The organism is Roseovarius nanhaiticus (genome assembly GCF_900156535.1).
GTDB lineage: Bacteria > Pseudomonadota > Alphaproteobacteria > Rhodobacterales > Rhodobacteraceae > Roseovarius > Roseovarius nanhaiticus.
In genome coordinates this window covers 357,199-379,153 of sequence record NZ_FTNV01000002.1, presented here as the reverse complement: position 1 = coordinate 379,153, position 21,955 = coordinate 357,199, and the positions used below count along the sequence as shown (strand labels likewise).

The window sequence follows — 21,955 nt, the reverse complement described above, 5'->3', positions numbered from 1 at the left end:
AAACATGGCAAACGCAAAAGGCAAAATCACTCAGGTGATCGGCGCCGTGGTCGACGTTCAGTTTGGCGACCACCTGCCCGAGATTCTGAACGCTCTGACCACCGACAACAACGGCAAGAAGCTGGTGCTGGAAGTGGCTCAGCACCTTGGCGAGAACACCGTGCGCACCATCGCGATGGACGCGACCGAGGGCTTGGTTCGCGGCCAGGAAGTGACCGACACGGATGGCCCGATCACGATCCCCGTGGGCAACGCCACGCTGGGCCGCATCATGAACGTCGTGGGCGAGCCCGTGGACGAAGGCGGCGACGTGTCCCGCGAAGAGACCCGCTCGATCCACAACGACGCGCCTCCCTTCGCCGACCAGTCGACCGAGTCGACCGTTCTCGTGACCGGCATCAAGGTCGTCGACCTGCTGGCACCCTATGCGAAAGGCGGCAAGATCGGTCTCTTCGGCGGTGCCGGTGTGGGCAAGACGGTTCTCATCATGGAGCTGATCAACAACATCGCCAAGGTGCACTCGGGCTTCTCGGTCTTCGCCGGTGTGGGCGAGCGGACGCGTGAGGGCAACGACCTTTACCACGAGATGATCGAGTCGGGCGTTATCGTCCCCGATAACCTCTCTGAGTCCAAGGTGGCGCTGGTCTATGGCCAGATGAACGAGCCGCCGGGTGCACGTATGCGTGTGGCCCTGACCGGCCTGACCCTGGCCGAGCAGTTCCGCGACCAGTCGGGCACGGACGTACTGTTCTTCGTCGACAACATCTTCCGCTTTACGCAGGCGGGTTCCGAAGTGTCGGCGCTTCTGGGCCGTATTCCTTCGGCTGTGGGCTATCAGCCGACGCTGGCGACCGACATGGGCCAGATGCAGGAGCGGATCACCTCGACCAACAAGGGTTCGATCACGTCCGTGCAGGCCGTTTACGTCCCTGCGGACGACCTGACCGACCCCGCGCCTGCGACATCGTTCGCGCACCTCGATGCGACGACCGTTCTGAGCCGTGCGATTTCCGAGCTGGGCATCTACCCCGCCGTGGACCCGCTCGACTCGACATCGCGTCTGATGGACCCGTCGGTCGTCGGCGAGGAGCATTACCAGGTGGCCCGCGACGTGCAGGGTATCCTTCAGCGCTACAAGTCGCTGCAGGACATCATCGCGATCCTCGGCATGGACGAACTGTCGGAAGAGGACAAGCTGACCGTTGCGCGCGCGCGCAAGATCCAGCGTTTCCTCAGCCAGCCCTTCGACGTCGCCAAGGTCTTTACCGGCTCGGACGGCGTTCAGGTTCCGCTGGAAGAGACGATCTCGTCCTTCAAGGCCGTTGTCGCGGGTGAGTACGATCACCTGCCCGAAGGCGCCTTCTACATGGTGGGCGGCATCGAGGACGTGAAGGCCAAAGCCGAGCGTATGGCTTCTGACGCCGCTTAATGCATCTGCCGGACCGCTGAGGCGGTCCGGCACTTTGCCAATCAAGGAGGCCATTCATGGCTGACACAGTGCAATTCGATCTGGTATCGCCCGAGCGCCTTCTGGCATCCGTGCAGGTGACCGAGGTCAAGATGCCCGGCACCGAGGGTGATATGACGGCCATGCCCGGCCATTCGCCCGTCATCCTGACGTTGCGTCCGGGTATCGTGCGCGTCGTCTCTGCCGAAGGCGAGGACGAGTATGCCGTCACCGGCGGCTTTGCCGAGATCAACGCGGATAGCATCTCGCTTCTGGCCGAGCGCGCGATCCACCGCACAGACCTGACCCAAGAGCAGTTCAACGACCTGCTGGAAGAGGCCAAGGTGCGTCTGGAAAAGGCCCGCGAGACGTTCAAGAACGAGCCCGGCCCCGTCGATGATGCGGCCAAGCTCCTGTCGGACATGGTCGCCATGGGCGAGCATATGGGCCTTAGCGGCTACTGATACCGACCGGATCGGCAGACAAATCAGGGGCCTGCATCTTGCGGGCCCTTTTTTTATCGTGGATCATAGTTTTGCCGAATTGAGTGTTTAGGCTTGGCCGCAGGTAATCAGTGAATCCGGTATGAAACGCATCGACACCAAACTCATGGGCATCGACCAGGGCGAGACGGTTCTTTTCTCGGATTTCGAGAAGGGCGGCGCCATGTGGACGGGCGAGGGCGAGCGCACGCGCCGTCATTCCATCCGCTTCACCGAAAGGTTCCGCACGCTACCGGCTGTGCATTGTGCCCTGTCGATGTGGGATATCGACAGCGGTACCAATGCCCGCGTCGAAATCAGCGCCGAGAAGATCACTCAGGATGGCTTTGAGGTGGTGTTCCGTACTTGGGCCGACACACATATTGCTCGCGCCCGCGTGCGCTGGATGGCGATCGGCGAGGTATCCTCGGAAGAGGATTGGGATCTTTACTGACTTGCGGGGGCCTGCGGCGCCATTCAGTTCCCGAACTGGCCCTCGTAGACTGGCTCAAGCGTTGGCGTCTCGAAAAGAGACGATACAGACGTGCCGTTCCAGATATTCAGGATTGCCTGCGCAAAGACCGGCGCGGTCGGGATGATGCGGATGTTAGGCGTCGCGCGCACTGCCTCGGTGGGGGCGATCGTGTCGGTGATGACCATGGATTTCAGCACCGAATTGGTGACCCGCTCGACCGCGGGGCCGGACATCACGCCGTGCGTGGTGTAGGCGTGGACCTCGGACGCGCCGTTCTCCATCAGGACTTCGGCGGCTTTGCAAAGCGTGCCAGCCGTGTCGCACATGTCGTCCACGATGATGCACTTCTTGCCTGTAACGTCGCCGATGATGGTCATTTCGGCAACTTCGCCCGCCTTCTCGCGGCGTTTGTCGACGATGCTGAGCGGGGCTGTGATCCGCTTGGCCAATTCGCGCGCGCGGGCGACGCCGCCCACATCGGGCGAGACGATCATGACGTCATCCATACTGCCTTTGAATTGCTTCATGATGTCCAGCGCGAAGACGGGCGACGCGTAGAGGTTGTCGACCGGAATATCGAAGAACCCCTGGATCTGCGCGGCATGCAGGTCCATCGTCAAAACCCGCTCGATCCCCGCCTCGACCAGCATGTTCGCCACCAGCTTGGCCGAAATGGGCGTTCGCGCCTTCGAGCGGCGATCCTGGCGGGCGTAACCGAAATATGGAATGACGGCGGTGATGCGCGCGGCCGAGGAGCGGCGCAGCGCGTCGGCCATGATCAGAAGCTCCATCAGGTTGTCATTGGCCGGGTTCGAGGTGGGCTGGATGACGAACATATCCTCGCCGCGCACGTTTTCGAACACCTCGACAAAGATCTCGCCATCGTTGAACCGCTCGACCCGCGCATCGACGAGGCCGACATTGACGCCCCTGTGCATCGACATGCGCCGCGCGATGGCGGTGGCCAGCGGCATGTTGGCGTTGCCCGAGATCAGTTTCGGCTCTGACGTGGATGACATGGAATGCGTTCCTTGCGTGGCTACTGTGGCGGATTCGCGGACGTTGACACCGCTTAGCATGGGCGTAGGGTCTGGCAAAGCTGCCGCAGCCGCGAGGGGACCGAAAACATGGCCGTGTTCGTATCTTTTTGCGCGGATCGGCTCGCAGAGGCGGCCTGAGATGCCCCGCGGCGCGTTCGGCGGCTTTCCCACCTATTGGACGACGTTCGGGCAAGGCCCGCGCGCGGCGCTGATGATCCATTGCAGCCTTGCGGAAACGGCTATCTGGGGCGGCATGGCGCGCGAACTCTCAGGCGCCGCGACGATGATTGCGTTCGATCAGCCGGGGCACGGACGCAGCGCCGATTGGGACGGGCGCGGCGAGCTGAGCGCGATTTGCACGGATATTGCCGCAGATTTCGCCGAGCGGGACGCACCGATGGATGTGATCGGGCACAGTTTTGGCGGGGTGATTGCCTTGCGGCTTGCGATGACGCGGCCCGATCTGGTGCGCAGCCTCGTAATGATCGAGCCGGTCTTTTTCGCCGCAGCCTTGCGCGACGGCGCCGCGACGGGCGCGGAACAGGTGGAGGAGATGGCCGCGTTCGAGGCGGCTATGCAGACGGGCGATCTGGATGCCGCCGCACGCGGTTTCATCAGCGCCTGGGGCGGCGGGCGCCCATGGGACAGCTTCGCGCCCGAGGCACAGGCGCGCATCAGGGCGCAGATGCCGGTGATCGCATCAACGCGGCCGGCACTTTACGATGATGCGGGCGGATTGCTGGCACCCGGCGCGCTCGAGGCGTTGCAGACGCCCGTATTGCTACTGGAAGGAAGCGAGGCACCAGGCATCATTCCGGCGATCAACGGCGCACTGGCCGCGCGATTGCCGAATGCACGGCGCGGCGTTATCGGCGGGGCGGGGCACATGTCGGTGGCCACACATTCCGCTCAGGTCGGCGCGGAGGTGCTGCGCTTTTGGCGCGAGACGTGACTGTCAGCCCAGCGCCAGCGCCAGAAAATCGTCAATCAGCTCGTGCGTCATCGACCAGTCGGTGACGAGACGCATCATGATACGCTCATCGGGATCGCCCTCCAGATCACCCCAAAGGCCATAGACCGCGCCGCCCGCCTGAAGCCGCTGATGCTCGCGCCGAGGAAGCGTGGCGAAGATCATGTTCGCCTCCGGCTCCTCGACGAACTCAAGACCCGGCATATCGCGCAAACCCGCTGCCAGCCTTGCCGCATTGGCATTGGCCGCGCGCGCGGCCTCCAGCCAGGCGCCGTCCGTGAGGTAGCCTTGCATCTGGGCTGAAAGATAGCGGTGCTTGGAAAAGAGATGCGCGCCGCGCTTGCGCCGCAGCTCGAATTCCCAGGCATGCGCCGGATCGAAGAAGATCACCGCCTCGACGCCCGCGCAGCCGTTTTTCGTACCACCAAAGCTGAGCGCGTCGATACCCGCCTTCCACGTCATCTCGGCGGGGGTGCAGTCCAGCGCGACCAGCGCGTTGGTGAAACGTGCACCATCCATGAATGTCGGCAGGCCGTACTCGCGCGCGACGCCGGTCAGCGCGCGCAACTCCTCCAACTGGTAAAGCCGCCCCATTTCGGTCACCTGGGTCAGCTGCAAGGGGCCGCGCTGCGAGGTATGCACATCGCCCTTGGTCCAGCCCTCGATGCGCGCGCGCAGCTGATCGGGCGTCATCTTGTCACCATCGCCCACAAGGCTCAGCTTGGCGCCGCCGGTGTAGAATTCGGGCGCGTGGCATTCATCGACATTGATATGCGCCAACGGCGTGCAAAAGACGGCGTCCCAAGGCTTGGTCATCGTGGCCAGCGCCAGTGCGTTGGCCGCAGTGCCGGTGGCCACCAGATAGACCGCCGCCTCGGGCACCTCGAAAATCTCGCGGATCTGCGCGCGCACGCCGTCCATGATGGGATCTGCGCCGTAGCTGGGGTGATAGCCCGCATCGGCGGCCACCATCGCCTGCGCCACGGCAGGGTGCATCGGTCCGGTATTGTCGGAGGCAAAAAACATCAGGTCGGCTCCTCGATAATATGGTCTTCCCAGTCGTCTTCATGGATCTCGAATTCAGGCACTGTGCGGCTTTGCATCGACACGCCCGCGTCATGCACGGTTTGCGGATCGCCCGAAATCAGCGGGTGCCAATCGAAGAGTGGCTTGCCCTGCCACAAGAGCTTGTAGGCGCAGGTTTCCGGCATCCAATAGAGGTTCGCGTCCATGTTTGTGGGCTTCAGCACGATGCATTCGGGCACGAATTGGTGGCGGATGGGATATTGCGAACACTGGCAGGTGGTGTCGTCAAACAGGCGGCAGGCGACGCGGGTCAGCACGACCTCGCCGGTATCCTCGTCCTCCAGCTTGTTCATGCAGCATTTGCCGCAGCCATCGCAGAGCGCCTCCCATTCATCGCGCGTCATGCGGGTGAGGGGGGTATCCTCCCAGTAGCGGGGGCGCAGGGTGCTCATAGCGCCGCCAGAACGCCGCGCGCGCGGTCGCAATCGGCATCCATCTGGGCGATGAACGCCTCAAGGCTGGGAAAGGTCTCTTCGGGGCGCAGATATTCGACCAGCGCGACCGAGATGTCGGCGCCATAAAGATCGCCCGAGAAATCGAAGAGGAAGGTTTCGAGATTGGCCTGCTCGCCGTCAAACATCGGCCGCACGCCCAACGAGGCGGCGCCGGTGTACTGGCCGGCATGGGGGCCGTTCAGAACTTCGGCCAACACCGCATAGACGCCGAAGCGGGGCGGATGCAGCCCGTCGATATTGATGTTTGCGGTCGGATAGCCCAGCTCGCGGCCGCGCTGAAATCCCTTGATGATCTGGCCCTCGATGCGGTGCCAATGGCCCAGCATCGCGGCCGCCTCGCGCGGGGCGCCGCGGCTGAGTGCGGCGCGGATCGCGGTCGAGCTGATCTCGCCCGCGCCGCCTGATACGAGGTCCGAGATGGTCACGTCGAAGCCCATCTCGGCGCCGAAGCCCTGCAGCATGTCTGCGGTGCCCTTGCGCCCCTGGCCAAAGCAGAAATCGCGGCCCACTACGACATGGCTCAGGCCGAGGCCATCGGCGATGACCTCTTGCGCGAACTCGCGCGGGCTGTGGGCGGCCATATCTGCATCGAACGGAAGCTCGAACAGCAGATCGACGCCAAGTTTGGCCAGCCGGTTGGCGCGGGCGGCCGGGCTCATCAGGCGAAAAGGCGGGGCATCCGGGGCGAAGTATTCGCGCGGATGGGGCGCGAAGGTCAGAATGCCCAGCGGCGCATCCGCCGCGCCGCGCGCGAGGTCGATCACCGCCTGGTGGCCCAGATGCACGCCGTCGAAATTGCCGATGGGGGCGCTGGCGCCCTTGGCCGTGGCCGGGACGGCCCTGTAATCACGGTAAATACGCATGAGCGAGGCGTAGCGCGCTCCATGGCGGGGCGCAAGCGGGGATGCGCCGCTGCCTGTGCCCTAGTCGAACTTGCGCGATGGGGCCAGAACGGTGGCCTCGCCGATCAACACCTTTTTGCCGTCCACCATGCAGCGGCAATCGAGGCCGACGCGGCGTTTGGCGTGGTCGATTGCGATCACCTCGACCTCGGCGGTCACCATGTCACCGGGGCGCACGGGCGCAAGGAATTTCAGCGACTGGCCCATATAGACCGTGCCATGGCCGGGAAGCTGCTCGCCGATGACAGCCGAGATCAGGCCGGCGGTCAGCATGCCATGCGCGATGCGGCCCGCAAAGATGGTGTCCTGCGCGTATTCCTCGTCCAGATGCACGGGATTGCGGTCGGTCGAAATCTCGGCGAACATCTCGATATCGCGGTCGGTAATCACCTTTCGCAGATGGCGCGTCATGCCCATCTCGATGTCTTCGATACAGATCGTGCCGCGCGGCATGTTGTCCAACATGATGTCCTCCGGGGAGTGGTCGCCTGGACCGCCTGAGTAATATTAAGACGCCAAGGCGCTTGATGTGGCAACTTTATTACTTTGCGAGCGCAGAAAATCAACCTCTAATCGGGAAAACTCTGTTTCTTGGACGCGCGGGCGTCAGCGCAGATGGCCGATCGTGTACGTCGGACTGGTCTGTTCGCGCGCCAGATACGCCTCCAGTTTCGCTTGGTCGATGCCATCCGCGCCGGTCGTCTCGGCGGCGGCCAGACCGCCGGTGATGAAAAGCGAATCGATGCCTTCGCCCATGGCGCCCGCGATATCGGTGCCGATGCCGTCCCCGATGGCCAGGATATTGCCGTCGGGGACATCCTTGTTCAGCGCGGCCAAACGGCGCCGCGCCAGATCGTAGATGGGCGGATGCGGCTTGCCGAAATAAAGGCTTTCACCGCCCATTTCCGTATAGAGCCGCGCAAGCGCGCCCGCGCACCATTCGCGCGTGTCGCCGCGATCGACCACGATATCGGGGTTTGCGCAGAGCAGCTTCATGCCCAATTGCTTGGCATAGAGGAAATCGGGACGGTTCACTTCGGGATCCGCCATCGGGTCAAAGGGACCACAGCAGACGATCCCTGTCGCCTCGTCCAGCGGCACGCGTTTGATGTCCACCGGGTCGGTGATGACCTCCATCGGCTCGAAGAAACCGGCGTCCCGCTCCCAATCACCCATGAAATAGACCTTGTCGCCCACCGCACCGCGATACATCGCCGCCCGCGCCGAATCGCCCGATGTGGCGATGGCGTCATAGGCATGCTCGGGCACGCCGAAATCGCCCAGTTGGGCGGCGACGCCCTTGCGTGGTTTGGGCGAATTGGTGACCAGGATCACCGTCCCGCCGTCGGCGCGATAGCGCATCATCGCCTCGACCGCGTCTGGATAGGCGGTAACCCCGTTGTGAAGGCATCCCCACAGATCGACGAAAAGCGCGTCGTAGCGGCTGGAAATCTCGGAAAGCGATTGGATGATCTGGGTCACGGGGGCGTCTCCTGCTGTTTGCATTAGATATGGCAGGGGCGCCGTGCCAAGGCCAGCGCCGATACGGCGGGGCAACTTTCAGACCGGAAAGGCCCCGGCGGCCAGCAACAGCCCGAGGGCCGTGGCCCATGCGAGGCCGATGATGTTCAGGGTGCCGGCAAAGGGCTCTTTGCGCGTCTTGTGACGCAGGCGGCGCTGCGCCAGCTTGGCCGCGGGCCAGCCGCCGACCAAGGCCAGCGTCAGCAGGGTTTTCTCAGGCGTGCGCCACGCGCGGACCTCCGAGCGGCGCTTGTCGCTGCGAAAGGCAAGGTAGGTCAGCACGTTGACAGCCAGAAGATAGCCCCCCAGCGCGGCTGGAGGGCCGATGCTCAGCATTACAGCTTGAGGTTGGGGATGATTTGCTTCTTGCGGCTCATCACGCCGGGCAGGACAACGGTGTCGCCCTCGACCGTTGCGTCGAACGATTTTTCCGCCAAACCCTTGACCAGATCGTTGGGCACTAGCAGCGTCGCCTCTTCATTCAGGATGTCGACGACGAAGAGCAGCACCTGATCGACGCCATCCTCGGCGGCCACGGTCTCCATCGATTTCATGAGGCTGTCCTTGCGGTCCAGCACCATCTTGGGTGCGGTGGTCTCAAGCACAGAGACGCGGAATTTTGTGCCCGGCAGCTCGAATTCCTTGCTGTCCATGCGCAGAAGCTCGGCATCCGAAAAGGCCGAGACATCGGATTTGGCGGCAAACATTTCGGCGGCGTAATCTCCGATATCGACGCCCAGCTGCTCCGCCAGATCATAGGCAATCGCCTTGTCTTCCTGCGTCGTCGTCGGGCTGCGGAATTCCAGCGTATCGCTGAGGATGCAGGACAACATCGCGCCTTTGACGCCCTCGGGCATCTGGGCCATGTCCTTGCCGATCATCTTCCACATGATGGTCGCCGTGCAGGCCAGCGGTTCGATCCGGATGTCGATGGGGCCGCGCGTTTGCAGGCCCGCAACAAGGCGGTGGTGGTCGATGATGCCCCGGATATCGGCGCCGTTCACGTTGGCCGGCAACTCGGCGGGATTGTTAGTGTCCACGATGACGACGGGCTGATCATCCGCGACGTCGCTGATGATCTCGGGTTTGTCGAGATTCCAGCGTTTGAGTACGAACGCGGCCTCGGTATTCGGCTCGCCCAGCAGGACCGGCTTCGCCGCTTCGCCCTTTATCTCGTTCAGATACCAGGCCCAGATGATGGGCGATCCGGTGCTGTCGGTGTCGGGGGCGGTGTGGCCGAAAACGAGGGTTGTCATGGGCTGCGGTCCTTGGCTGTGATTTGCGGTTTTGAGATGTGCGAGTTCGGGGCCTTATAGGCGGCGCATCCGGTCTTGTCACGGGGGGCGGGCGCGGCCAATCTGGCACTCATGAGCAAAGCCGCCGAAACCGATCTGTACCCGCCCGTCAAGGCATGGCTGAGCGCGCAGGGCTACGACGTCAAGGGTGAGGTGGGCGCGGCGGATGTGGTGGCGCAAAAGGGCGCCGAGATGCTGATCGTCGAGCTGAAGCTCGGCTTTTCATTGGTCCTGTTGCAGCAGGCGGTGGCGCGGCAATCTTTGTGTGATGCGGTCTATGTCGCGGTGCCGCGCTGGCGCGGCAAGGCAGGTTGGAAGGCGTTCAAGGGCAATATCGCCCTTTGCAAGCGCCTCGGGGTCGGCGTTCTGTCGGTGGACGGGGAGGGCGCCGTGCAGACGCATTGCGATCCGGGGCCGTTTCAGCCGCGCAAATCCCCCAAGAAGCGCGGGCGGCTGGTGCGCGAGTTTGCGGCGCGCGCGGGCGATCCGACCCGAGGGGGCACGAACGGGCAGGTGATGACCTCTTACCGGCAGGACGCGCTGGCCTGCGCCGCGCATCTGGCAGGGTCGGGGCCGTGCAAGGGCGCCGAGGTGGCGCGCGCTACGGGCGTGGGCCGCGCGACGACCATCATGGCGGCCGATCACCACGGTTGGTTCGTGAGGGTCGCGCGGGGCGTCTATGGTGTAACCGAGGCGGGCGCGCTCGCCGCGCAAGGTAACGAGCCGGACGCGCCGACCGCCGGATAATGACGCAGATAGCTGGTCATCTGCCAGCAGGTCAGGAAATCGGTGCCCATCTCGCGGTAGGCGACGCTCGCCGAATAGCCATGCGTGGCCTCGGGTTCGCCCCCGGCGAGGAGCGTGCAGAAAATCGCGGCAAGCCCCAGCTCGTTCAGAGCGTTACCTTCGGCTCGCAGGCTGTTCGGTGGCGCCGGATTTGCCGACAATTCAGCTCCCGCAGGACGAAAAGTTAATGAAAGGTTAACGCCTTTCGCCACTTTGCCCGCACATCTGGCGCGGATTGGTCGGCGCTCTCCCGCCGTATTCACGCTCGCGTGATTTTTTGTCTCACTCGGACGTTGACAGACGCCGCGCTCCTGCCTACCTACCTCTCCGTTAGCACTCTCCTAGAGTGAGTGCTAACGGCTCGAACCCGAGCCGTGAAAACGTAACTTTGAGCTAAGGAGCCTCAGAGATGGCATTTAAACCGCTGCATGACCGCGTCCTCGTTCGCCGCGTTGAAGGCGAAGAGAAAACCAAGGGCGGCCTGATCATTCCCGACAGCGCCAAGGAAAAGCCCAGCGAAGGCGAAATCGTTTCGGTTGGCGATGGCGCGCGCAAGGACAATGGCGAGCTGATCGAGATGGCCGTCAAGGCCGGCGACCGCATCCTCTTCGGCAAGTGGTCCGGCACCGAGATCACGATCGACGGCGAAGAGCTGCTGATCATGAAGGAGAGCGATATTCTGGGCAAGATGGCCTGATATCGCGCAATGCCGCGCCGGCCAATGTGGCAAGGCGCACATTGATCCCTTTTCACTCACATAAAGGAAATTGACACATGTCAGCTAAAGACGTCAAATTCAGCACAGACGCCCGCAATAAAATGCTCAAAGGCGTGAACATCCTGGCCGACGCGGTCAAGGTCACGCTGGGCCCCAAAGGCCGCAACGTGGTCCTCGACAAGTCGTTCGGCGCACCGCGCATCACCAAGGACGGTGTCTCCGTCGCCAAAGAGATCGAGCTGGAAGACAAGTTCGAGAACATGGGCGCGCAGATGGTCAAAGAAGTGGCCAGCCGCACCAATGACGAGGCCGGCGACGGCACCACCACCGCGACGGTTCTGGCCCAGGCCATCGTCAAGGAAGGCATGAAGTCGGTCGCAGCGGGCATGAACCCGATGGACCTCAAGCGCGGCATCGACATGGCGACTGCCAAGGTCGTCGAGCAGATCCGCAAGGCAGCCCGTGACGTCTCCGACAGCGCCGAAGTCGCGCAGGTCGGCACCATTTCCGCCAACGGCGAAAAGGAAATCGGCCAGCAGATCGCGGACGCGATGCAGAAGGTCGGCAACGAGGGTGTCATCACCGTCGAAGAGAACAAGGGCCTCGAGACCGAGACCGATGTCGTCGAAGGCATGCAGTTCGACCGTGGCTACCTCAGCCCCTATTTCGTGACCAACTCCGACAAGATGGTCGCGGATCTCGAAGACTGCATGATCCTGCTGCACGAGAAGAAACTGTCGTCGCTTCAGCCGATGGTTCCGCTGCTCGAGCAGGTCATCCAGAGCCAGAAGCCCCTGCTGATCATCGCAGAAGATGTCGAAGGCGAAGCGCTGGCGACCCTCGTCGTCAACAAGCTGCGCGGCGGTCTCAAGATCGCAGCGGTCAAGGCACCCGGCTTCGGTGATCGCCGCAAGGCCATGCTGCAGGACATCGCGATCCTGACCGGTGGTCAGGTCATCAGCGAAGATCTGGGCATGAAGCTTGAGTCCGTCACCATGGACATGCTGGGCACCGCCAAGAAGGTCACCATCACCAAGGACGAGACGACCATCGTCGACGGTGCAGGCCAGAAGGCCGAGATCGAGGCACGCGTTGCTCAGATCCGCAACCAGATCGAAGAGACCACCAGCGACTACGACAAAGAGAAGCTGCAAGAGCGTGTGGCCAAGCTGGCCGGCGGTGTTGCCGTCATCCGCGTCGGTGGCATGACCGAAACCGAAGTGAAAGAGCGCAAGGACCGCGTCGATGACGCGCTGAATGCGACGCGCGCTGCGGTTCAGGAAGGTATCGTCGTTGGCGGCGGTGTCGCTCTCGTACAGGCTGGCAAGATCCTCGACGGCATGACCGGCGAGAACAACGACCAGACTGTCGGTATCTCGATCGTGCGCAAGGCCCTCGAGGCACCGCTGCGCCAGATCGCCGAGAACGCAGGCGTCGACGGCTCGGTCGTTGCGGGCAAGGTTCGCGAATCCAGCGATGCCAAGTTCGGCTTCAACGCACAGACCGAAGAATATGGCGACATGTTCAAGTTTGGCGTCATCGACCCGGCCAAGGTTGTGCGTCACGCGCTGCAGGACGCCAGCTCGATCGCAGGCCTGCTGATCACGACCGAAGCCATGGTTGCCGATCGTCCCCAGAAGGACGGCGGCGGTGCCGGTGGCGGCATGCCCGACATGGGCGGCATGGGCGGCATGATGTAAGATTTTCGCAACGCGAAAATCGGCAATCGCCGAAAGTTGAGAGGGGTCGCCTACGGGCGGCCCCTTTTTTGTGGACCGCTGCGGGATTGGCGGCGTTCGCCTCGGGCGGGAGTATTTTTTGGAACAATGAAAGCTCTGGGCTTTGCTTGAGGGGTATGCGAGGACGCGGAATGATCTTGAGATTTCCTGAGTTCAGCCGGGACTTACGGCGCGGCGAGGAGCCTGCGGTTGATGCGTTGTTGCTGGCGGCCTTCGGCGATGCGGCGCAGCTGGCGCGGATCGCGGCCTTGCGCCGGGCTGGCGACATCGCGGGTGAGGTGGTTTTGCCCTATCGCGACGAGATTGTGGGATATTACGCCCTCGCCACGATGTGCGCGCCCAAGGGGTGGCTCTGTCTTGCGGCGGTTGCGATTGCGCCCGATTGGCAAGGGGCGGGCCATGGCCGTCGGCTGATGGGGGTCCTGTCGGAATGGGCGCGGCTGAGCGGACAGACCGTGATTGCAGAGGGGCCGCCTCCCTTTTTCGAGCGCGCCGGCTTTGCGCCTGCGGGCGGCCGTCTGGCCTTGGCCGGGCCGACGCCGCCAGATGATATGCCTGGGCTGGTGTATCCGGCGGCATTGGTGCACCGCGCGTGAAGCTGCTTCTTGCAGTGGCAATCGCCATGCTGGCCTTTGCCGCCAATTCAGTGCTGAACCGCGCGGCCCTCATCGGCGGTCATAGCGATCCGGTCGCCTTCGGTATTCTGCGGCTGATGGCGGGGGCGGCGGTTCTCGCGCCACTGATCTGGTGGCGGGGCGGAAGCTTGCGCGCCGTGCCCGGCGGCAGCGTCCGCGCCGTGGGCGTGTTTGCACTGCTGATTTATGTGGGTTGCTTTTCGCTGGCATACCTGCAGCTCGATGCCGGGCTGGGTGCGCTGATACTCTTCGGCTGCGTGCAGATCACCATGTTCGGCGGCGCCGTTTTGTCGCGCGAGCCGGTGCCGGCGCTACGCTGGATTGGCGCCGCCATCGCCTTTGGCGGGCTTGCCTGGCTGCTTTGGCCGGGTGTCGGCACGGTGGTGCCGGTCGGCGCCGGAGCGATGATGGCAGCGGCGGGGGCGGCGTGGGGCGTTTACTCGCTCAATGGCCGCGGCACGGGGGATCCTTTGGCGGGAACGGCGGCCAACTTCGTCTGGGCTGCGGGCGCTGCGGTGTTGCTTGGAGCTGCATGGTCACTCTGGCCGGGCTCTTACCTGCGGGTTGATGCACACGGGGCCGTGCTGGCGATCGTGTCGGGCGCGGTCACTTCGGGACTGGGCTATGCGCTGTGGTACCGTATTCTGCCACAGCTGGCCGCGAGCAGCGCGGGCGCGGCGCAGCTGAGCGTGCCGATCCTTGCCACGGCCGGTGGCGCGCTCTTGCTGGGGGAGGCGCTGACCCCCGCCTTCGCGATTGCCGCGTCCATCGTGCTTGGCGGCGTCGCATTGTCGTTGATACGGCGCTAGGACGCCTTTCGGATGGCCGTGATTTCGAGCTCGACCATGCCGCTGGGCCGGGGCCATTCAACGATGTCGCCCACCTCCGCCTCAAGCAGCGCCCGCGCAAGGGGTGAGGGCGCGCCGATCAGGCCCGCGCCGGGATCGGCCTCGTCCTCGCCAACGATCGTGTAGCTGGCGGGCGCGCCGTCCTCATTCAAAACATCCACCGTGGCGCCGAATTGGACGCGCGGATAGGCACCCTCGGGTGGGGTGACCAGATGCGCAGAGGCCAGCCGCGCCTCGACATAGCGCAGGTCCCGCTCGGCCACGGCGAGGGGGTAGAGCGTCTCGGGATCCTCGGCCGCGCCGCGCAGACGCGTGATTTCGGTTTCCAGAGCCTCGGCGCGCCCCTCAAGTTGGGCGAGGCCGCGCGGCGTCACGTAATTGGGGTGGGGCGAGATCGGCAGATCGTCCAGCCGCTGGGGCGCGGTGCTGCCATCGTCTTCCTTGGTGAATGCCTTGTTCATGGAGGTCTAACCTATGATCTGTTCGAGTGCATCATAGGCGATCCCGCCGGAAAAGGCGATGTTGGCGAGGCTGTCGGGTTTCAACCGGATGCCCTGCAATTCGGCGGGCCGGAACCAGCGGCGCCGCGTTACGACCCCCTCGGGATCCCGCCAGGCATCGTCGAGTTTTCCTTTGACCAACGTGCAGCGAAAGAAGATCTCGACCTGGTGAAACCCTTGGCGGGCGGCATGAAATTCGTTGACGAGGCAGGGGGCACCGACCTCGATAACGAGGCCGGTTTCCTCTTCTACCTCGCGCACGAGGTTCTGGGACAAACTGGAATGCATCTCGGCGCCGCCGCCGGGCGCACACCAAAGGTCGCTGGCCCCATCGGGGTAGGCATTGACCAAAAGCAGCTTGCCGTCATGGACCAGAACGGCACGGGTGGCAACGCGGATGGGCATGGGCGGCGGGCCTTTCACCGGGGGCGGCCCGCATCGGGCCTTTTCGCTGGCCGAGTTTGCGCATATCTCGTCAGGGATGAAAACAACGTGCCTCATAATCGCGCTGGCCGCTGCCGCGTTGCCATTCTCGGCGCGCGCCGATTGCGCCGTGCTGATCCACGGCCTGGCGCGCAGCGATGCGTCCTTTCTCGTGATGGAGGAGGCGCTGGAGGCGGCAGACATGACCGTGGTGCGCCCTTACTACCCCTCGACCGAGGCGCGCATTGCCACACTGGCGGACGAGGCGTTGCCAGCGGCCGTCGCGGCCTGCGGCGAGGACAAGGTGCATTTCGTGACCCACTCGATGGGCGGGATCCTCTTGCGCGCGTGGTTGCCCGCGCACCGGCCTGAAAACATGGGCCGCGTCGTGATGATGGCGCCGCCCAATCACGGCAGCGAAGTGGTGGACGAATTGGGCGGGCTCGACCTCTTTGAATGGCTCAACGGACCGGCGGGGATGCAGCTCGATACCGGGCCGGGCACCTATACCGATACGCTGCCGAAACCCGATTTCGAGCTGGGCATCATCGCGGGCACACGCTCGCTCAACCCCTATTTCTCGCTGCTGCTGGAGGGCGAGGATGATGGCAAGGTCTCGGTCGCATCGACCCGGCTTGACGGGATGGCGGATCATATTTCGCTGCCGGTGACGCATACATTCATGATGAACAACCCCATGGTGATCGCGCAGGTCGAGCATTTTCTGCGCACCGGCGCTTTCGATCACGACATGGACTTTACCGACCTCTTCTGGTGGGCGACGCCGTGACCCTATCACTGCGGTTCATCAATGCAGAGGTGCTGCATCCCGGCGGGCTGAGCGCCGCCCCTCTATCAATAGCGGACGGCGTGATTGCGCCTGATGGCGGGCGCGCGGTTGACCTGAGCGGCTATACGATCCTGCCCGGCATCGTCGATGCCCATGGCGACGGATTCGAGAGGCATCTGGCCCCCCGGCGCGGCGCGATGAAGGATATCGGTGAAGGTTTGATCGCCGCCGAGGCCGAATTGGCCGCCAATGGTGTGACTACCGCCGTGCTTGCCCAGTTCTACAGCTGGGAGGGCGGGATGCGCGGGCCTGACTTTGCGCAGCGCGTGATGGAGGGGCTGGGCCGTATCTGCGGCGAGGTGGTGACGGACCTGCGCGCGCAGCTGCGCTTCGAGCTGTCGATGGTCGACGATTATGACACCGTCGCCGCCTTCATCGCGGCGCATGAAATCGGCTATGTCGTCTTCAACGATCACCTCCCGCATGAGGCGCTGGCCGCCGGCAAAAGACCGCCGCGCCTGACGGGGCAGGCTCTGCGCATCGGGCGCAATCCCGAGAAGCATCTGGCGGCGATGCAGGCCCTTCACGCCGGCATGCACCGCGTGCCCGCGGCGCTGGCACACCTCACCGCCGATCTGGCCCGCGCGGGCGTCCGCATGGGCAGCCATGATGATCGCACTGAGGCAGGCCGGGCCGAATGGCAGCGGCTTGGCGCCACGATTGCCGAATTTCCAGAAACGATCGAGGCAGCCGAGGCGGCCCGCGCCGGAGGCGACTCCATCGTGATGGGGGCGCCCAACGTCGTGCGCGGCGGATCGCATAACGGCAATGCCAGCGCGCCCGACATGGCAGCGATGGGGCTGATCGACGCGCTTGCCTCGGATTATCACTACCCTTCGTTGCGCCGTGCCGCGTTTCTTTTGGCGGATGCCGGCATCCACGATCTGGCAGGCGCCTGGCACCTGGTCTCCAAGGGACCGGCCCAGGTTCTGGGTCTTGCTGACCGGGGCGATCTGGCGCCCGGTCAGCGCGCGGATCTGGTGGTGATCGACAGCCGAACGCGCCGCGTGGCAGCCACCCTTGCGGGAGGGCGCATCAGCCATGCAGCGGGCGACGTCGCGGAGAGGTTTTTCGGTTAGGCCGCGCCCCGCCTGCATAAGCGAAACCTTGCGGGCCGTGTCTTCTGCACGCTTTTACGGCCGCCGATTGTTGCGTAATATGAAACAACCCCATCGGGCAAGTTTGCGGGACAGGAGGCCAACGTGACGTATCTCAAAACAGGCGCTGCGGCGCTGCTTCTCTCGTTTGGCGCCACGATGACGCTTGCCGATACCAAGAGTGATCTGCGCCCCCAGTCCCGGCCCGACGGGTTGCAGGCCACTGCATTGCGCCTAGCCACGTCGGACGCGGGTTTCGAAAAATGGCTGGCGGATTTTCGCAGCCGCGCCATTACCCAAGGTATTGCCAAGCGCACGCTCGATGCGGCCTTTGCGGGCGCTCGGTACGAGGCGGGCATCATCCGGCTGGACCGCAACCAGTCAGAATTCTCCAAGCAAATTTGGGACTATCTCGACACCGCCGTGTCAGACTCGCGCATCGCGGGCGGGCGTGCCGCGCTCAAGCGGCAGGGCAGGACGCTTCGCCTGATCGAGCAGAAATACGGCGTCGACAAGGAAATCGTCGCCGCCATCTGGGGCCTCGAGAGCGCATTTGGCGCCGTGCGCGGGGACACGCCCTTGATCGGTGCGCTGGCCACACTGGCCTATGATGGCCGCCGCGGGGCGTTCTTCGAGGAGGAGTTGATGGCCGCGCTGCGCATCGTTCAATCGGGCGATGTCGCGCCGGGCGCCATGACCGGCAGTTGGGCGGGCGCCATGGGCCATACGCAATTCATGCCCAGCTCGTATCTCGCTCATGCGGTTGACTTCACTGGCGATGGGCGGCGCGATATCTGGTCTGACGATCCGGCGGATGCGTTGGCCTCGACCGCGGCCTATCTGGCCCATTTCGGCTGGACCAAGGATCAGCCCTGGGGTGTCGAAATCCGTCTGCCCGAGGGTTTTGATCCGGTCCGCGCACGGCGCACCCTTCCGCAGACCCCCTCGGCCTGGGCCGCCGAAGGCATCCGCGACACGAGGGGCCAAACCGTGCCGGACCACGGCCCCGCCTCGATCCTGCTGCCCGGTGGCGCAGGCGGCCCCGCCTTCATGATCTTCGACAATTTCGAGGTGCTGGAGCGGTACAACAAGGCAGACGCTTACGTGATCGGTGTCGGCCATCTGTCGGACCGCCTCAAGGGGCGCCCGGCCATCGAAGCCCCGTGGCCGCGCCAGCACCGCGCGATCAGCGCGACCGAGCGCCGCGAATTGCAGCGCCGTCTGCAAAACCGGGGCTTCGCCGTGGAAAAGATTGACGGCATCATCGGCCCCAATACGATCGACGCGATCCGGGAGTTCCAGAAATCTGCGGGGATGAGCGCCGATGGCTTTCCCACCGAAGACCTGCTGGATGCCCTCGGCGGCTGATTTCAACGCCTCTGGAATCGCCCAGAGCTTTCATTGTTCCGAAAATACTCGCGCCGGAGGCGTGGGCTGGATCCTGGACCTCACGCCGCCTTGCGCTGGCGCCAGAGCGTGAAGAGCCCGGCGCCCACCACGATGGCCACGCCAACGGCCACATTCGTGCGGATCGTCTCGCCGAAGACGAAAATGCCGATGACAGTGATGAAGACCAGCTGGAGATACGCGAAGGGCTGCACCGCGCTGGCCTCGGCCACCTCGTAGCATTTGATCAGGGTGAAATGACCCAGCACACCTGTGACGCAGAGCAATGCCATCAGCCAGCGGTCTCCGCCCTCCATCGGTTGCCAGAACCACATGCCGACCGCCGTCATTCCTATCATGCCTACCACACCCGTCCAGAAGAAGCTGGTCGCGGCCGTATCCTTGCGCGCGGCAAAGCGTGTCAGCAGACCGTAAAGCGCGAATAACAGCGCGGATATGATTGGAATGACGGCCAGCGGATCGAACACGGCAAAGCCTGGCTCGAGAATGATCAGTACGCCGACAAATCCGATGCCGATGGCCGTCCAGCGGCGCCAGCCCACCCTCTCGCCCAGGACCGGGCCCGACAGCGCGGCGATCAGCAGCGGGTAAGACGCAAATATGGCGTGGCTTTCGACCAGTCCCAGCAGCGTGAAGGCCGTGACCATCACGCAGATCTGGGTGATCAAGAGCGCGGCGCGAAACGTCTGCAAGATCGGCTGGCGCGTGCGCGCGGCCCTCATCAGCCCGCCCTTGCGCCGCGCCGACAGGGCGATGACGAAGGCGGCAAAGAACCAGAACCGCACCATGATGACCATGTAGACATTGTATTCGCCCGCCAGATAGCGCGAGAGACCATCTTGCACTGCAAAGACGAATGTGGTCGCCACCATCAGCCAGACACCGAGGCGCGCGTTCTGTTCGATCATTCGGGCATCCTCGCGCGGGTCATGTGGCGTTTGCGGCCATGGCCGGGCGCGCGCTCGACGGCAAATCCTGCGTCCTTTAGAGCCCGGCGCACATGGCCGGCGGCGCTGTAGGTGGCCGCCGTGCCGCCCGGCGCGGTATGCGCGAAGACAGCGTTCAGCAGATCCGGCTCCCACAGTTCGGGGTTGCGCGCGGGCGAGAAGCCGTCGAGGAACCACGCATCGGCGCGGCCCGGCCAGCGCGGCAGCGTCTCGCGCGCGTCGCCTATGATAACCGTCAGTTTCACGCCATCGCCCAGATCGATTTCGTACCTGCCGTCCTGCCATGCCTCGATAAGGGGCGCGGCCCGCGCCCTTAGTTGCGGAAAGACGGCAAGCGCGCGCGTCATGTCGGCGGCTTCCATTGGATAGGCCTCGAACGATGTCAGGTGCAGCGTGCCGGGTGCGCCATGCGCAGCCCACTGCTCGGCGCAGGCCAGCATGTTAAGACCCGTGCCAAAGCCCAGTTCGGCCACGGCAAACCCGTCCCGAAACCGCGCGGGCAGATCGTTGCCCTGCAAGAAAACATGGCCGGTTTCGGCCAGACCGTCATCGAGGCTGAAATACGGATCGTCAAAGCGGCGCGATACGGGCACATCGCCCTGACGCCAGTCCAGCTCGGCGCGCTGGTCCTGCATGGCGCGGTCCTTTATGAGATGGCGCTGAATGACGCGACCATGAAGCGGGAGCAATGGGATGGCAATGGCCGATATAACGGTGCGCGGGGCAGGGGTATTCGGGCTGGCTATAGCCTGGTGCTGCAGTTTGCGCGGCGCCCGCGTGCAGGTCATCGACCCGGGCGGTCCGGGCGCTTGCGCCTCGGGCGGTATCGTCGGTGCGCTTGCGCCGCATGTGCCCGAGAACTGGAATGACAAGAAGGCGTTTCAACTCGACAGCCTCTTGATGGCCGAAGCGTTCTGGCGCGACGTCGAAGAGGCCGGGGGCAAATCGCCGGGCTACGCGCGCACCGGGCGGCTGCAACCGCTGGAGCAGGGCGCCGAAGCGCTGGCAGAGGCGCGCGGGCAAGGGGCCGAAACGCTCTGGCAGGGACGCGCGGTCTGGCAGGTGGCGCGCGCCGAGGCGTTCGCGCATCCGCCACGGTGTGACAGCGGCCTCGTCATCCACGACACGCTGAGTGCGCGGGTGCATCCGGCGCAGGCCTGCGCCGCGCTGGCCGCCGCGATCACCGCCCGCGGTGGGCGCATCGCGTCCGACGGCGCGGATGAGGGGCGTGTGGTATGGGCGACCGGCGCCGCCGATCTGGCGGCCCTCAATGCCGCGCATCCCCGTCAAGTCGGTGCGTCGATCAAGGGGCAGGCGGCGCTCTTTGATTTCGCCATGCCGGACCATCCGCAGCTTTTTGCCGGCGGGCTGCATATCGTGCCCCATGCCGACGGCACCACCGCCGTAGGATCGACGACCGAGCGCGTGTTCGACGGGCTGGAGACCGACACGCAGCTCGATGACCTCATCGCCACCGCCTGCGTTGCGTTTCCGGCACTGGCGGAGGCGCCCGTGATCGCGCGCTGGGCCGGCCTGCGCCCCCGCAGCCGCAGCCGCGCACCGATGCTGGGCCCGCATCCGCTGCATCCCGGCCAATTCATTGCCAATGGCGGCTTCAAGATCGGCTTTGGCATGGCGCCCAAGGTGGGTGAGGTGATGGCGGATCTGATGCTGAACGGGCAGGATGATATCCCGCCCGGCTTTCGCCCCGAGGCGTCGCTATAGGAAAGGCCGCAGATGCGATTTGACGACATGACATTGACCCCGCTTGGCCTGATCTATCGCGGGCGCCGCTATCCGTGCAGCATCGGGCGCGGCGGCATCAGCACCCACAAGCGCGAGGGCGACGGCGCGACACCTGCAGGTATCCACCGCGTGGTGATGACGCTTTATCGGCCCGACCGGATCGCGCCGCCGGCGCCCTGGGCCGAGCCGATCCTGCCGGGCGATCTTTGGTCGGACGCGCCCGAGGATGCCGCCTACAATACCCATGTGCGCGCACCCTACGCGCAGAGCCACGAGGCGCTGCGCCGCGCTGATCCGCTCTATGATCTGATCCTGGTAACAGATTGGAATTGGCCGGTGGCCACGCCGGGAAAGGGATCTTGCATATTCATTCATCAATGGCGCCGTCCGGGATTCCCAACCGAAGGCTGCCTTGCGTTGAAAAGGCGCGATCTTTATCGCCTTGCGCGGGAAATTACGCCGGGAACGCGATTTGTCGTTCCCAATTCCATCTGATTTGCGCGTTGCCGTGGCCGATAATTGCGCATTTCTTTTGCGCTTTTGTCAGAATCCGCCTAAGAAATTAAAAAACAATCCACAGGGTGTC

At 64.2% G+C, this 21,955-nt stretch carries 26 protein-coding genes; 14 read left to right on the top strand and 12 right to left on the bottom strand.

What is annotated here, in order from left to right:
• Window positions 1–4 precede the first annotated feature (4 nt).
• The 3 genes from atpD (at window position 5) to BW975_RS12020 (ending at window position 2,383) form a co-directional block, all read left to right on the top strand.
• On the top strand, window positions 5–1,429 hold the full coding sequence (atpD, locus tag BW975_RS12030; RefSeq protein WP_076534325.1) for a F0F1 ATP synthase subunit beta: 1,425 nt from the start codon (window positions 5–7) through the stop codon (window positions 1,427–1,429).
• 56 nt (window positions 1,430–1,485) lie between these two features.
• On the top strand, window positions 1,486–1,911 hold the full coding sequence (locus tag BW975_RS12025; protein WP_076534323.1) for a F0F1 ATP synthase subunit epsilon: 426 nt from the start codon (window positions 1,486–1,488) through the stop codon (window positions 1,909–1,911).
• A gap of 121 nt (window positions 1,912–2,032) precedes the next feature.
• Window positions 2,033–2,383 carry an H-type lectin domain-containing protein gene (locus BW975_RS12020; RefSeq protein ID WP_076534321.1) on the top strand — a complete coding sequence of 117 codons (351 nt, stop codon included), beginning with the start codon at window positions 2,033–2,035 and terminating at the stop codon, window positions 2,381–2,383.
• 23 nt (window positions 2,384–2,406) lie between these two features.
• On the opposite strand, the gene BW975_RS12015 is transcribed toward BW975_RS12020, so the two are convergent.
• Complete coding sequence (locus tag BW975_RS12015; RefSeq protein ID WP_076534319.1) at window positions 2,407–3,423, bottom strand: ribose-phosphate pyrophosphokinase; 1,017 nt, start codon at window positions 3,421–3,423, stop codon at window positions 2,407–2,409.
• Window positions 3,424–3,583: 160 nt separating this feature from the next.
• Here BW975_RS12015 and BW975_RS12010 point away from each other — a divergent pair, with 160 nt between their 5' ends.
• On the top strand, window positions 3,584–4,396 hold the full coding sequence (locus BW975_RS12010; RefSeq protein ID WP_076534317.1) for an alpha/beta fold hydrolase: 813 nt from the start codon (window positions 3,584–3,586) through the stop codon (window positions 4,394–4,396).
• Window positions 4,397–4,399: 3 nt separating this feature from the next.
• On the opposite strand, the gene BW975_RS12005 is transcribed toward BW975_RS12010, so the two are convergent.
• From BW975_RS12005 to BW975_RS11975, 7 genes are all read right to left on the bottom strand, one after another.
• Window positions 4,400–5,440 (bottom strand): threonine aldolase family protein, encoded by a 1,041-nt coding sequence (locus tag BW975_RS12005; protein WP_076534314.1) that lies wholly within the window; start codon window positions 5,438–5,440, stop codon window positions 4,400–4,402.
• A complete protein-coding gene (locus BW975_RS12000) occupies window positions 5,440–5,892 on the bottom strand; it encodes a YcgN family cysteine cluster protein (protein WP_076534311.1) in 453 nt (150 codons plus the stop codon). The genes BW975_RS12005 and BW975_RS12000 overlap by 1 nt, the downstream gene beginning before the upstream one ends.
• Window positions 5,889–6,818, bottom strand: coding sequence for a bifunctional riboflavin kinase/FAD synthetase (locus tag BW975_RS11995; protein ID WP_076534308.1), 930 nt, complete (start codon window positions 6,816–6,818; stop codon window positions 5,889–5,891). Before BW975_RS11995 ends, BW975_RS12000 begins: the two co-directional genes overlap by 4 nt.
• Window positions 6,819–6,878: 60 nt before the next feature.
• Entirely contained in the window at window positions 6,879–7,322 is a 444-nt protein-coding gene (locus BW975_RS11990) for a MaoC family dehydratase (RefSeq protein WP_076534305.1), read from the bottom strand.
• 141 nt (window positions 7,323–7,463) lie between these two features.
• Window positions 7,464–8,339 carry a TIGR01459 family HAD-type hydrolase gene (locus BW975_RS11985; RefSeq protein ID WP_076534303.1) on the bottom strand — a complete coding sequence of 292 codons (876 nt, stop codon included), beginning with the start codon at window positions 8,337–8,339 and terminating at the stop codon, window positions 7,464–7,466.
• Between the two features lie 78 nt (window positions 8,340–8,417).
• Entirely contained in the window at window positions 8,418–8,714 is a 297-nt protein-coding gene (locus tag BW975_RS11980; protein WP_076534301.1) for a DUF1294 domain-containing protein, read from the bottom strand.
• Window positions 8,714–9,634, bottom strand: a complete 921-nt coding sequence (locus BW975_RS11975; protein WP_076534299.1) for a manganese-dependent inorganic pyrophosphatase — start codon at window positions 9,632–9,634, stop codon at window positions 8,714–8,716. Before BW975_RS11975 ends, BW975_RS11980 begins: the two co-directional genes overlap by 1 nt.
• Before the next feature lie 111 nt (window positions 9,635–9,745).
• Between BW975_RS11975 and BW975_RS11970 the strand changes: the two genes are divergently transcribed.
• The 5 genes from BW975_RS11970 to BW975_RS11950 all read left to right on the top strand — a co-directional run bounded on the left by BW975_RS11970 (window position 9,746) and on the right by BW975_RS11950 (window position 14,360).
• A complete protein-coding gene (locus BW975_RS11970; protein ID WP_076534296.1) occupies window positions 9,746–10,420 on the top strand; it encodes a DUF2161 domain-containing phosphodiesterase in 675 nt (224 codons plus the stop codon).
• A gap of 448 nt (window positions 10,421–10,868) precedes the next feature.
• Window positions 10,869–11,156 (top strand): co-chaperone GroES, encoded by a 288-nt coding sequence (locus BW975_RS11965; RefSeq protein WP_076534294.1) that lies wholly within the window; start codon window positions 10,869–10,871, stop codon window positions 11,154–11,156.
• Between the two features lie 77 nt (window positions 11,157–11,233).
• Window positions 11,234–12,877: a chaperonin GroEL gene (gene groL, locus BW975_RS11960; protein ID WP_076534292.1), complete on the top strand. Its 1,644-nt coding sequence runs from the start codon at window positions 11,234–11,236 to the stop codon at window positions 12,875–12,877.
• A gap of 170 nt (window positions 12,878–13,047) precedes the next feature.
• Window positions 13,048–13,512, top strand: coding sequence for a GNAT family N-acetyltransferase (locus BW975_RS11955; protein ID WP_076534290.1), 465 nt, complete (start codon window positions 13,048–13,050; stop codon window positions 13,510–13,512).
• Window positions 13,509–14,360 carry a DMT family transporter gene (locus tag BW975_RS11950; protein WP_076534288.1) on the top strand — a complete coding sequence of 284 codons (852 nt, stop codon included), beginning with the start codon at window positions 13,509–13,511 and terminating at the stop codon, window positions 14,358–14,360. The genes BW975_RS11955 and BW975_RS11950 overlap by 4 nt, the downstream gene beginning before the upstream one ends.
• Here BW975_RS11950 and BW975_RS11945 read toward each other — a convergent pair.
• A complete protein-coding gene (locus BW975_RS11945; protein ID WP_076534286.1) occupies window positions 14,357–14,860 on the bottom strand; it encodes a GreA/GreB family elongation factor in 504 nt (167 codons plus the stop codon). The genes BW975_RS11950 and BW975_RS11945 overlap by 4 nt on opposite strands.
• 6 nt (window positions 14,861–14,866) lie before the next feature.
• The gene (locus tag BW975_RS11940; RefSeq protein WP_076534284.1) at window positions 14,867–15,304 is read right to left on the bottom strand and encodes an NUDIX domain-containing protein; all 438 of its coding nucleotides are present in this window, start codon (window positions 15,302–15,304) and stop codon (window positions 14,867–14,869) included.
• Between the two features lie 76 nt (window positions 15,305–15,380).
• Between BW975_RS11940 and BW975_RS11935 the strand changes: the two genes are divergently transcribed.
• From BW975_RS11935 to BW975_RS11925, 3 genes are all read left to right on the top strand, one after another.
• Window positions 15,381–16,112: an esterase/lipase family protein gene (locus BW975_RS11935; RefSeq protein ID WP_076534779.1), complete on the top strand. Its 732-nt coding sequence runs from the start codon at window positions 15,381–15,383 to the stop codon at window positions 16,110–16,112.
• Entirely contained in the window at window positions 16,109–17,251 is a 1,143-nt protein-coding gene (locus tag BW975_RS11930) for an alpha-D-ribose 1-methylphosphonate 5-triphosphate diphosphatase (RefSeq protein WP_076534778.1), read from the top strand. The genes BW975_RS11935 and BW975_RS11930 overlap by 4 nt, the downstream gene beginning before the upstream one ends.
• A gap of 177 nt (window positions 17,252–17,428) precedes the next feature.
• Window positions 17,429–18,637: a lytic murein transglycosylase gene (locus BW975_RS11925; RefSeq protein WP_076534777.1), complete on the top strand. Its 1,209-nt coding sequence runs from the start codon at window positions 17,429–17,431 to the stop codon at window positions 18,635–18,637.
• A gap of 80 nt (window positions 18,638–18,717) precedes the next feature.
• Here the strand turns inward: BW975_RS11925 and BW975_RS11920 are convergent, their stop codons facing one another.
• The gene (locus BW975_RS11920) at window positions 18,718–19,584 is read right to left on the bottom strand and encodes a DMT family transporter (RefSeq protein WP_076534282.1); all 867 of its coding nucleotides are present in this window, start codon (window positions 19,582–19,584) and stop codon (window positions 18,718–18,720) included.
• A complete protein-coding gene (gene mnmC2 / locus BW975_RS11915; RefSeq protein ID WP_076534280.1) occupies window positions 19,581–20,258 on the bottom strand; it encodes a tRNA (5-methylaminomethyl-2-thiouridine)(34)-methyltransferase MnmC2 in 678 nt (225 codons plus the stop codon). Before mnmC2 ends, BW975_RS11920 begins: the two co-directional genes overlap by 4 nt.
• Window positions 20,259–20,322: 64 nt before the next feature.
• On the opposite strand from mnmC2, the gene BW975_RS11910 reads away from it, so the two are divergent.
• Together BW975_RS11910 and BW975_RS11905 are read left to right on the top strand one after the other, a co-directional pair.
• The gene (locus BW975_RS11910; RefSeq protein ID WP_076534278.1) at window positions 20,323–21,348 is read left to right on the top strand and encodes an NAD(P)/FAD-dependent oxidoreductase; all 1,026 of its coding nucleotides are present in this window, start codon (window positions 20,323–20,325) and stop codon (window positions 21,346–21,348) included.
• Window positions 21,349–21,360: 12 nt separating this feature from the next.
• Complete coding sequence (locus BW975_RS11905) at window positions 21,361–21,864, top strand: L,D-transpeptidase family protein (RefSeq protein WP_170846608.1); 504 nt, start codon at window positions 21,361–21,363, stop codon at window positions 21,862–21,864.
• Window positions 21,865–21,955: the final 91 nt, after the last annotated feature.

Bases quoted from the DNA above. Each gene is read 5' to 3' on its own strand.
- BW975_RS11940 (WP_076534284.1), bottom strand. From the start codon at position 15,304: ATGCCCATCCGCGTTGCCACCCGTGCCGTTCTGGTCCATGACGGCAAG.
- BW975_RS12010 (WP_076534317.1), top strand. From the start codon at position 3,584: ATGCCCCGCGGCGCGTTCGGCGGCTTTCCCACCTATTGGACGACGTTC.
- BW975_RS12000 (WP_076534311.1), bottom strand. From the start codon at position 5,892: ATGAGCACCCTGCGCCCCCGCTACTGGGAGGATACCCCCCTCACCCGC.
- BW975_RS11920 (WP_076534282.1), bottom strand. From the start codon at position 19,584: ATGATCGAACAGAACGCGCGCCTCGGTGTCTGGCTGATGGTGGCGACC.
- BW975_RS12020 (WP_076534321.1), top strand. From the start codon at position 2,033: ATGAAACGCATCGACACCAAACTCATGGGCATCGACCAGGGCGAGACG.
- BW975_RS11925 (WP_076534777.1), top strand. From the start codon at position 17,429: ATGACGCTTGCCGATACCAAGAGTGATCTGCGCCCCCAGTCCCGGCCC.
- BW975_RS11935 (WP_076534779.1), top strand. From the start codon at position 15,381: ATGAAAACAACGTGCCTCATAATCGCGCTGGCCGCTGCCGCGTTGCCA.
- BW975_RS11970 (WP_076534296.1), top strand. From the start codon at position 9,746: ATGAGCAAAGCCGCCGAAACCGATCTGTACCCGCCCGTCAAGGCATGG.
- BW975_RS11905 (WP_170846608.1), top strand. From the start codon at position 21,361: ATGCGATTTGACGACATGACATTGACCCCGCTTGGCCTGATCTATCGC.
- BW975_RS11910 (WP_076534278.1), top strand. From the start codon at position 20,323: ATGGCCGATATAACGGTGCGCGGGGCAGGGGTATTCGGGCTGGCTATA.
- BW975_RS11980 (WP_076534301.1), bottom strand. From the start codon at position 8,714: ATGCTGAGCATCGGCCCTCCAGCCGCGCTGGGGGGCTATCTTCTGGCT.
- BW975_RS11965 (WP_076534294.1), top strand. From the start codon at position 10,869: ATGGCATTTAAACCGCTGCATGACCGCGTCCTCGTTCGCCGCGTTGAA.
- BW975_RS11995 (WP_076534308.1), bottom strand. From the start codon at position 6,818: ATGCGTATTTACCGTGATTACAGGGCCGTCCCGGCCACGGCCAAGGGC.
- atpD (WP_076534325.1), top strand. From the start codon at position 5: ATGGCAAACGCAAAAGGCAAAATCACTCAGGTGATCGGCGCCGTGGTC.
- BW975_RS11945 (WP_076534286.1), bottom strand. From the start codon at position 14,860: ATGAACAAGGCATTCACCAAGGAAGACGATGGCAGCACCGCGCCCCAG.
- groL (WP_076534292.1), top strand. From the start codon at position 11,234: ATGTCAGCTAAAGACGTCAAATTCAGCACAGACGCCCGCAATAAAATG.
- BW975_RS12005 (WP_076534314.1), bottom strand. From the start codon at position 5,440: ATGTTTTTTGCCTCCGACAATACCGGACCGATGCACCCTGCCGTGGCG.
- BW975_RS12015 (WP_076534319.1), bottom strand. From the start codon at position 3,423: ATGTCATCCACGTCAGAGCCGAAACTGATCTCGGGCAACGCCAACATG.
- BW975_RS12025 (WP_076534323.1), top strand. From the start codon at position 1,486: ATGGCTGACACAGTGCAATTCGATCTGGTATCGCCCGAGCGCCTTCTG.
- mnmC2 (WP_076534280.1), bottom strand. From the start codon at position 20,258: ATGCAGGACCAGCGCGCCGAGCTGGACTGGCGTCAGGGCGATGTGCCC.
- BW975_RS11955 (WP_076534290.1), top strand. From the start codon at position 13,048: ATGATCTTGAGATTTCCTGAGTTCAGCCGGGACTTACGGCGCGGCGAG.
- BW975_RS11990 (WP_076534305.1), bottom strand. From the start codon at position 7,322: ATGTTGGACAACATGCCGCGCGGCACGATCTGTATCGAAGACATCGAG.
- BW975_RS11975 (WP_076534299.1), bottom strand. From the start codon at position 9,634: ATGACAACCCTCGTTTTCGGCCACACCGCCCCCGACACCGACAGCACC.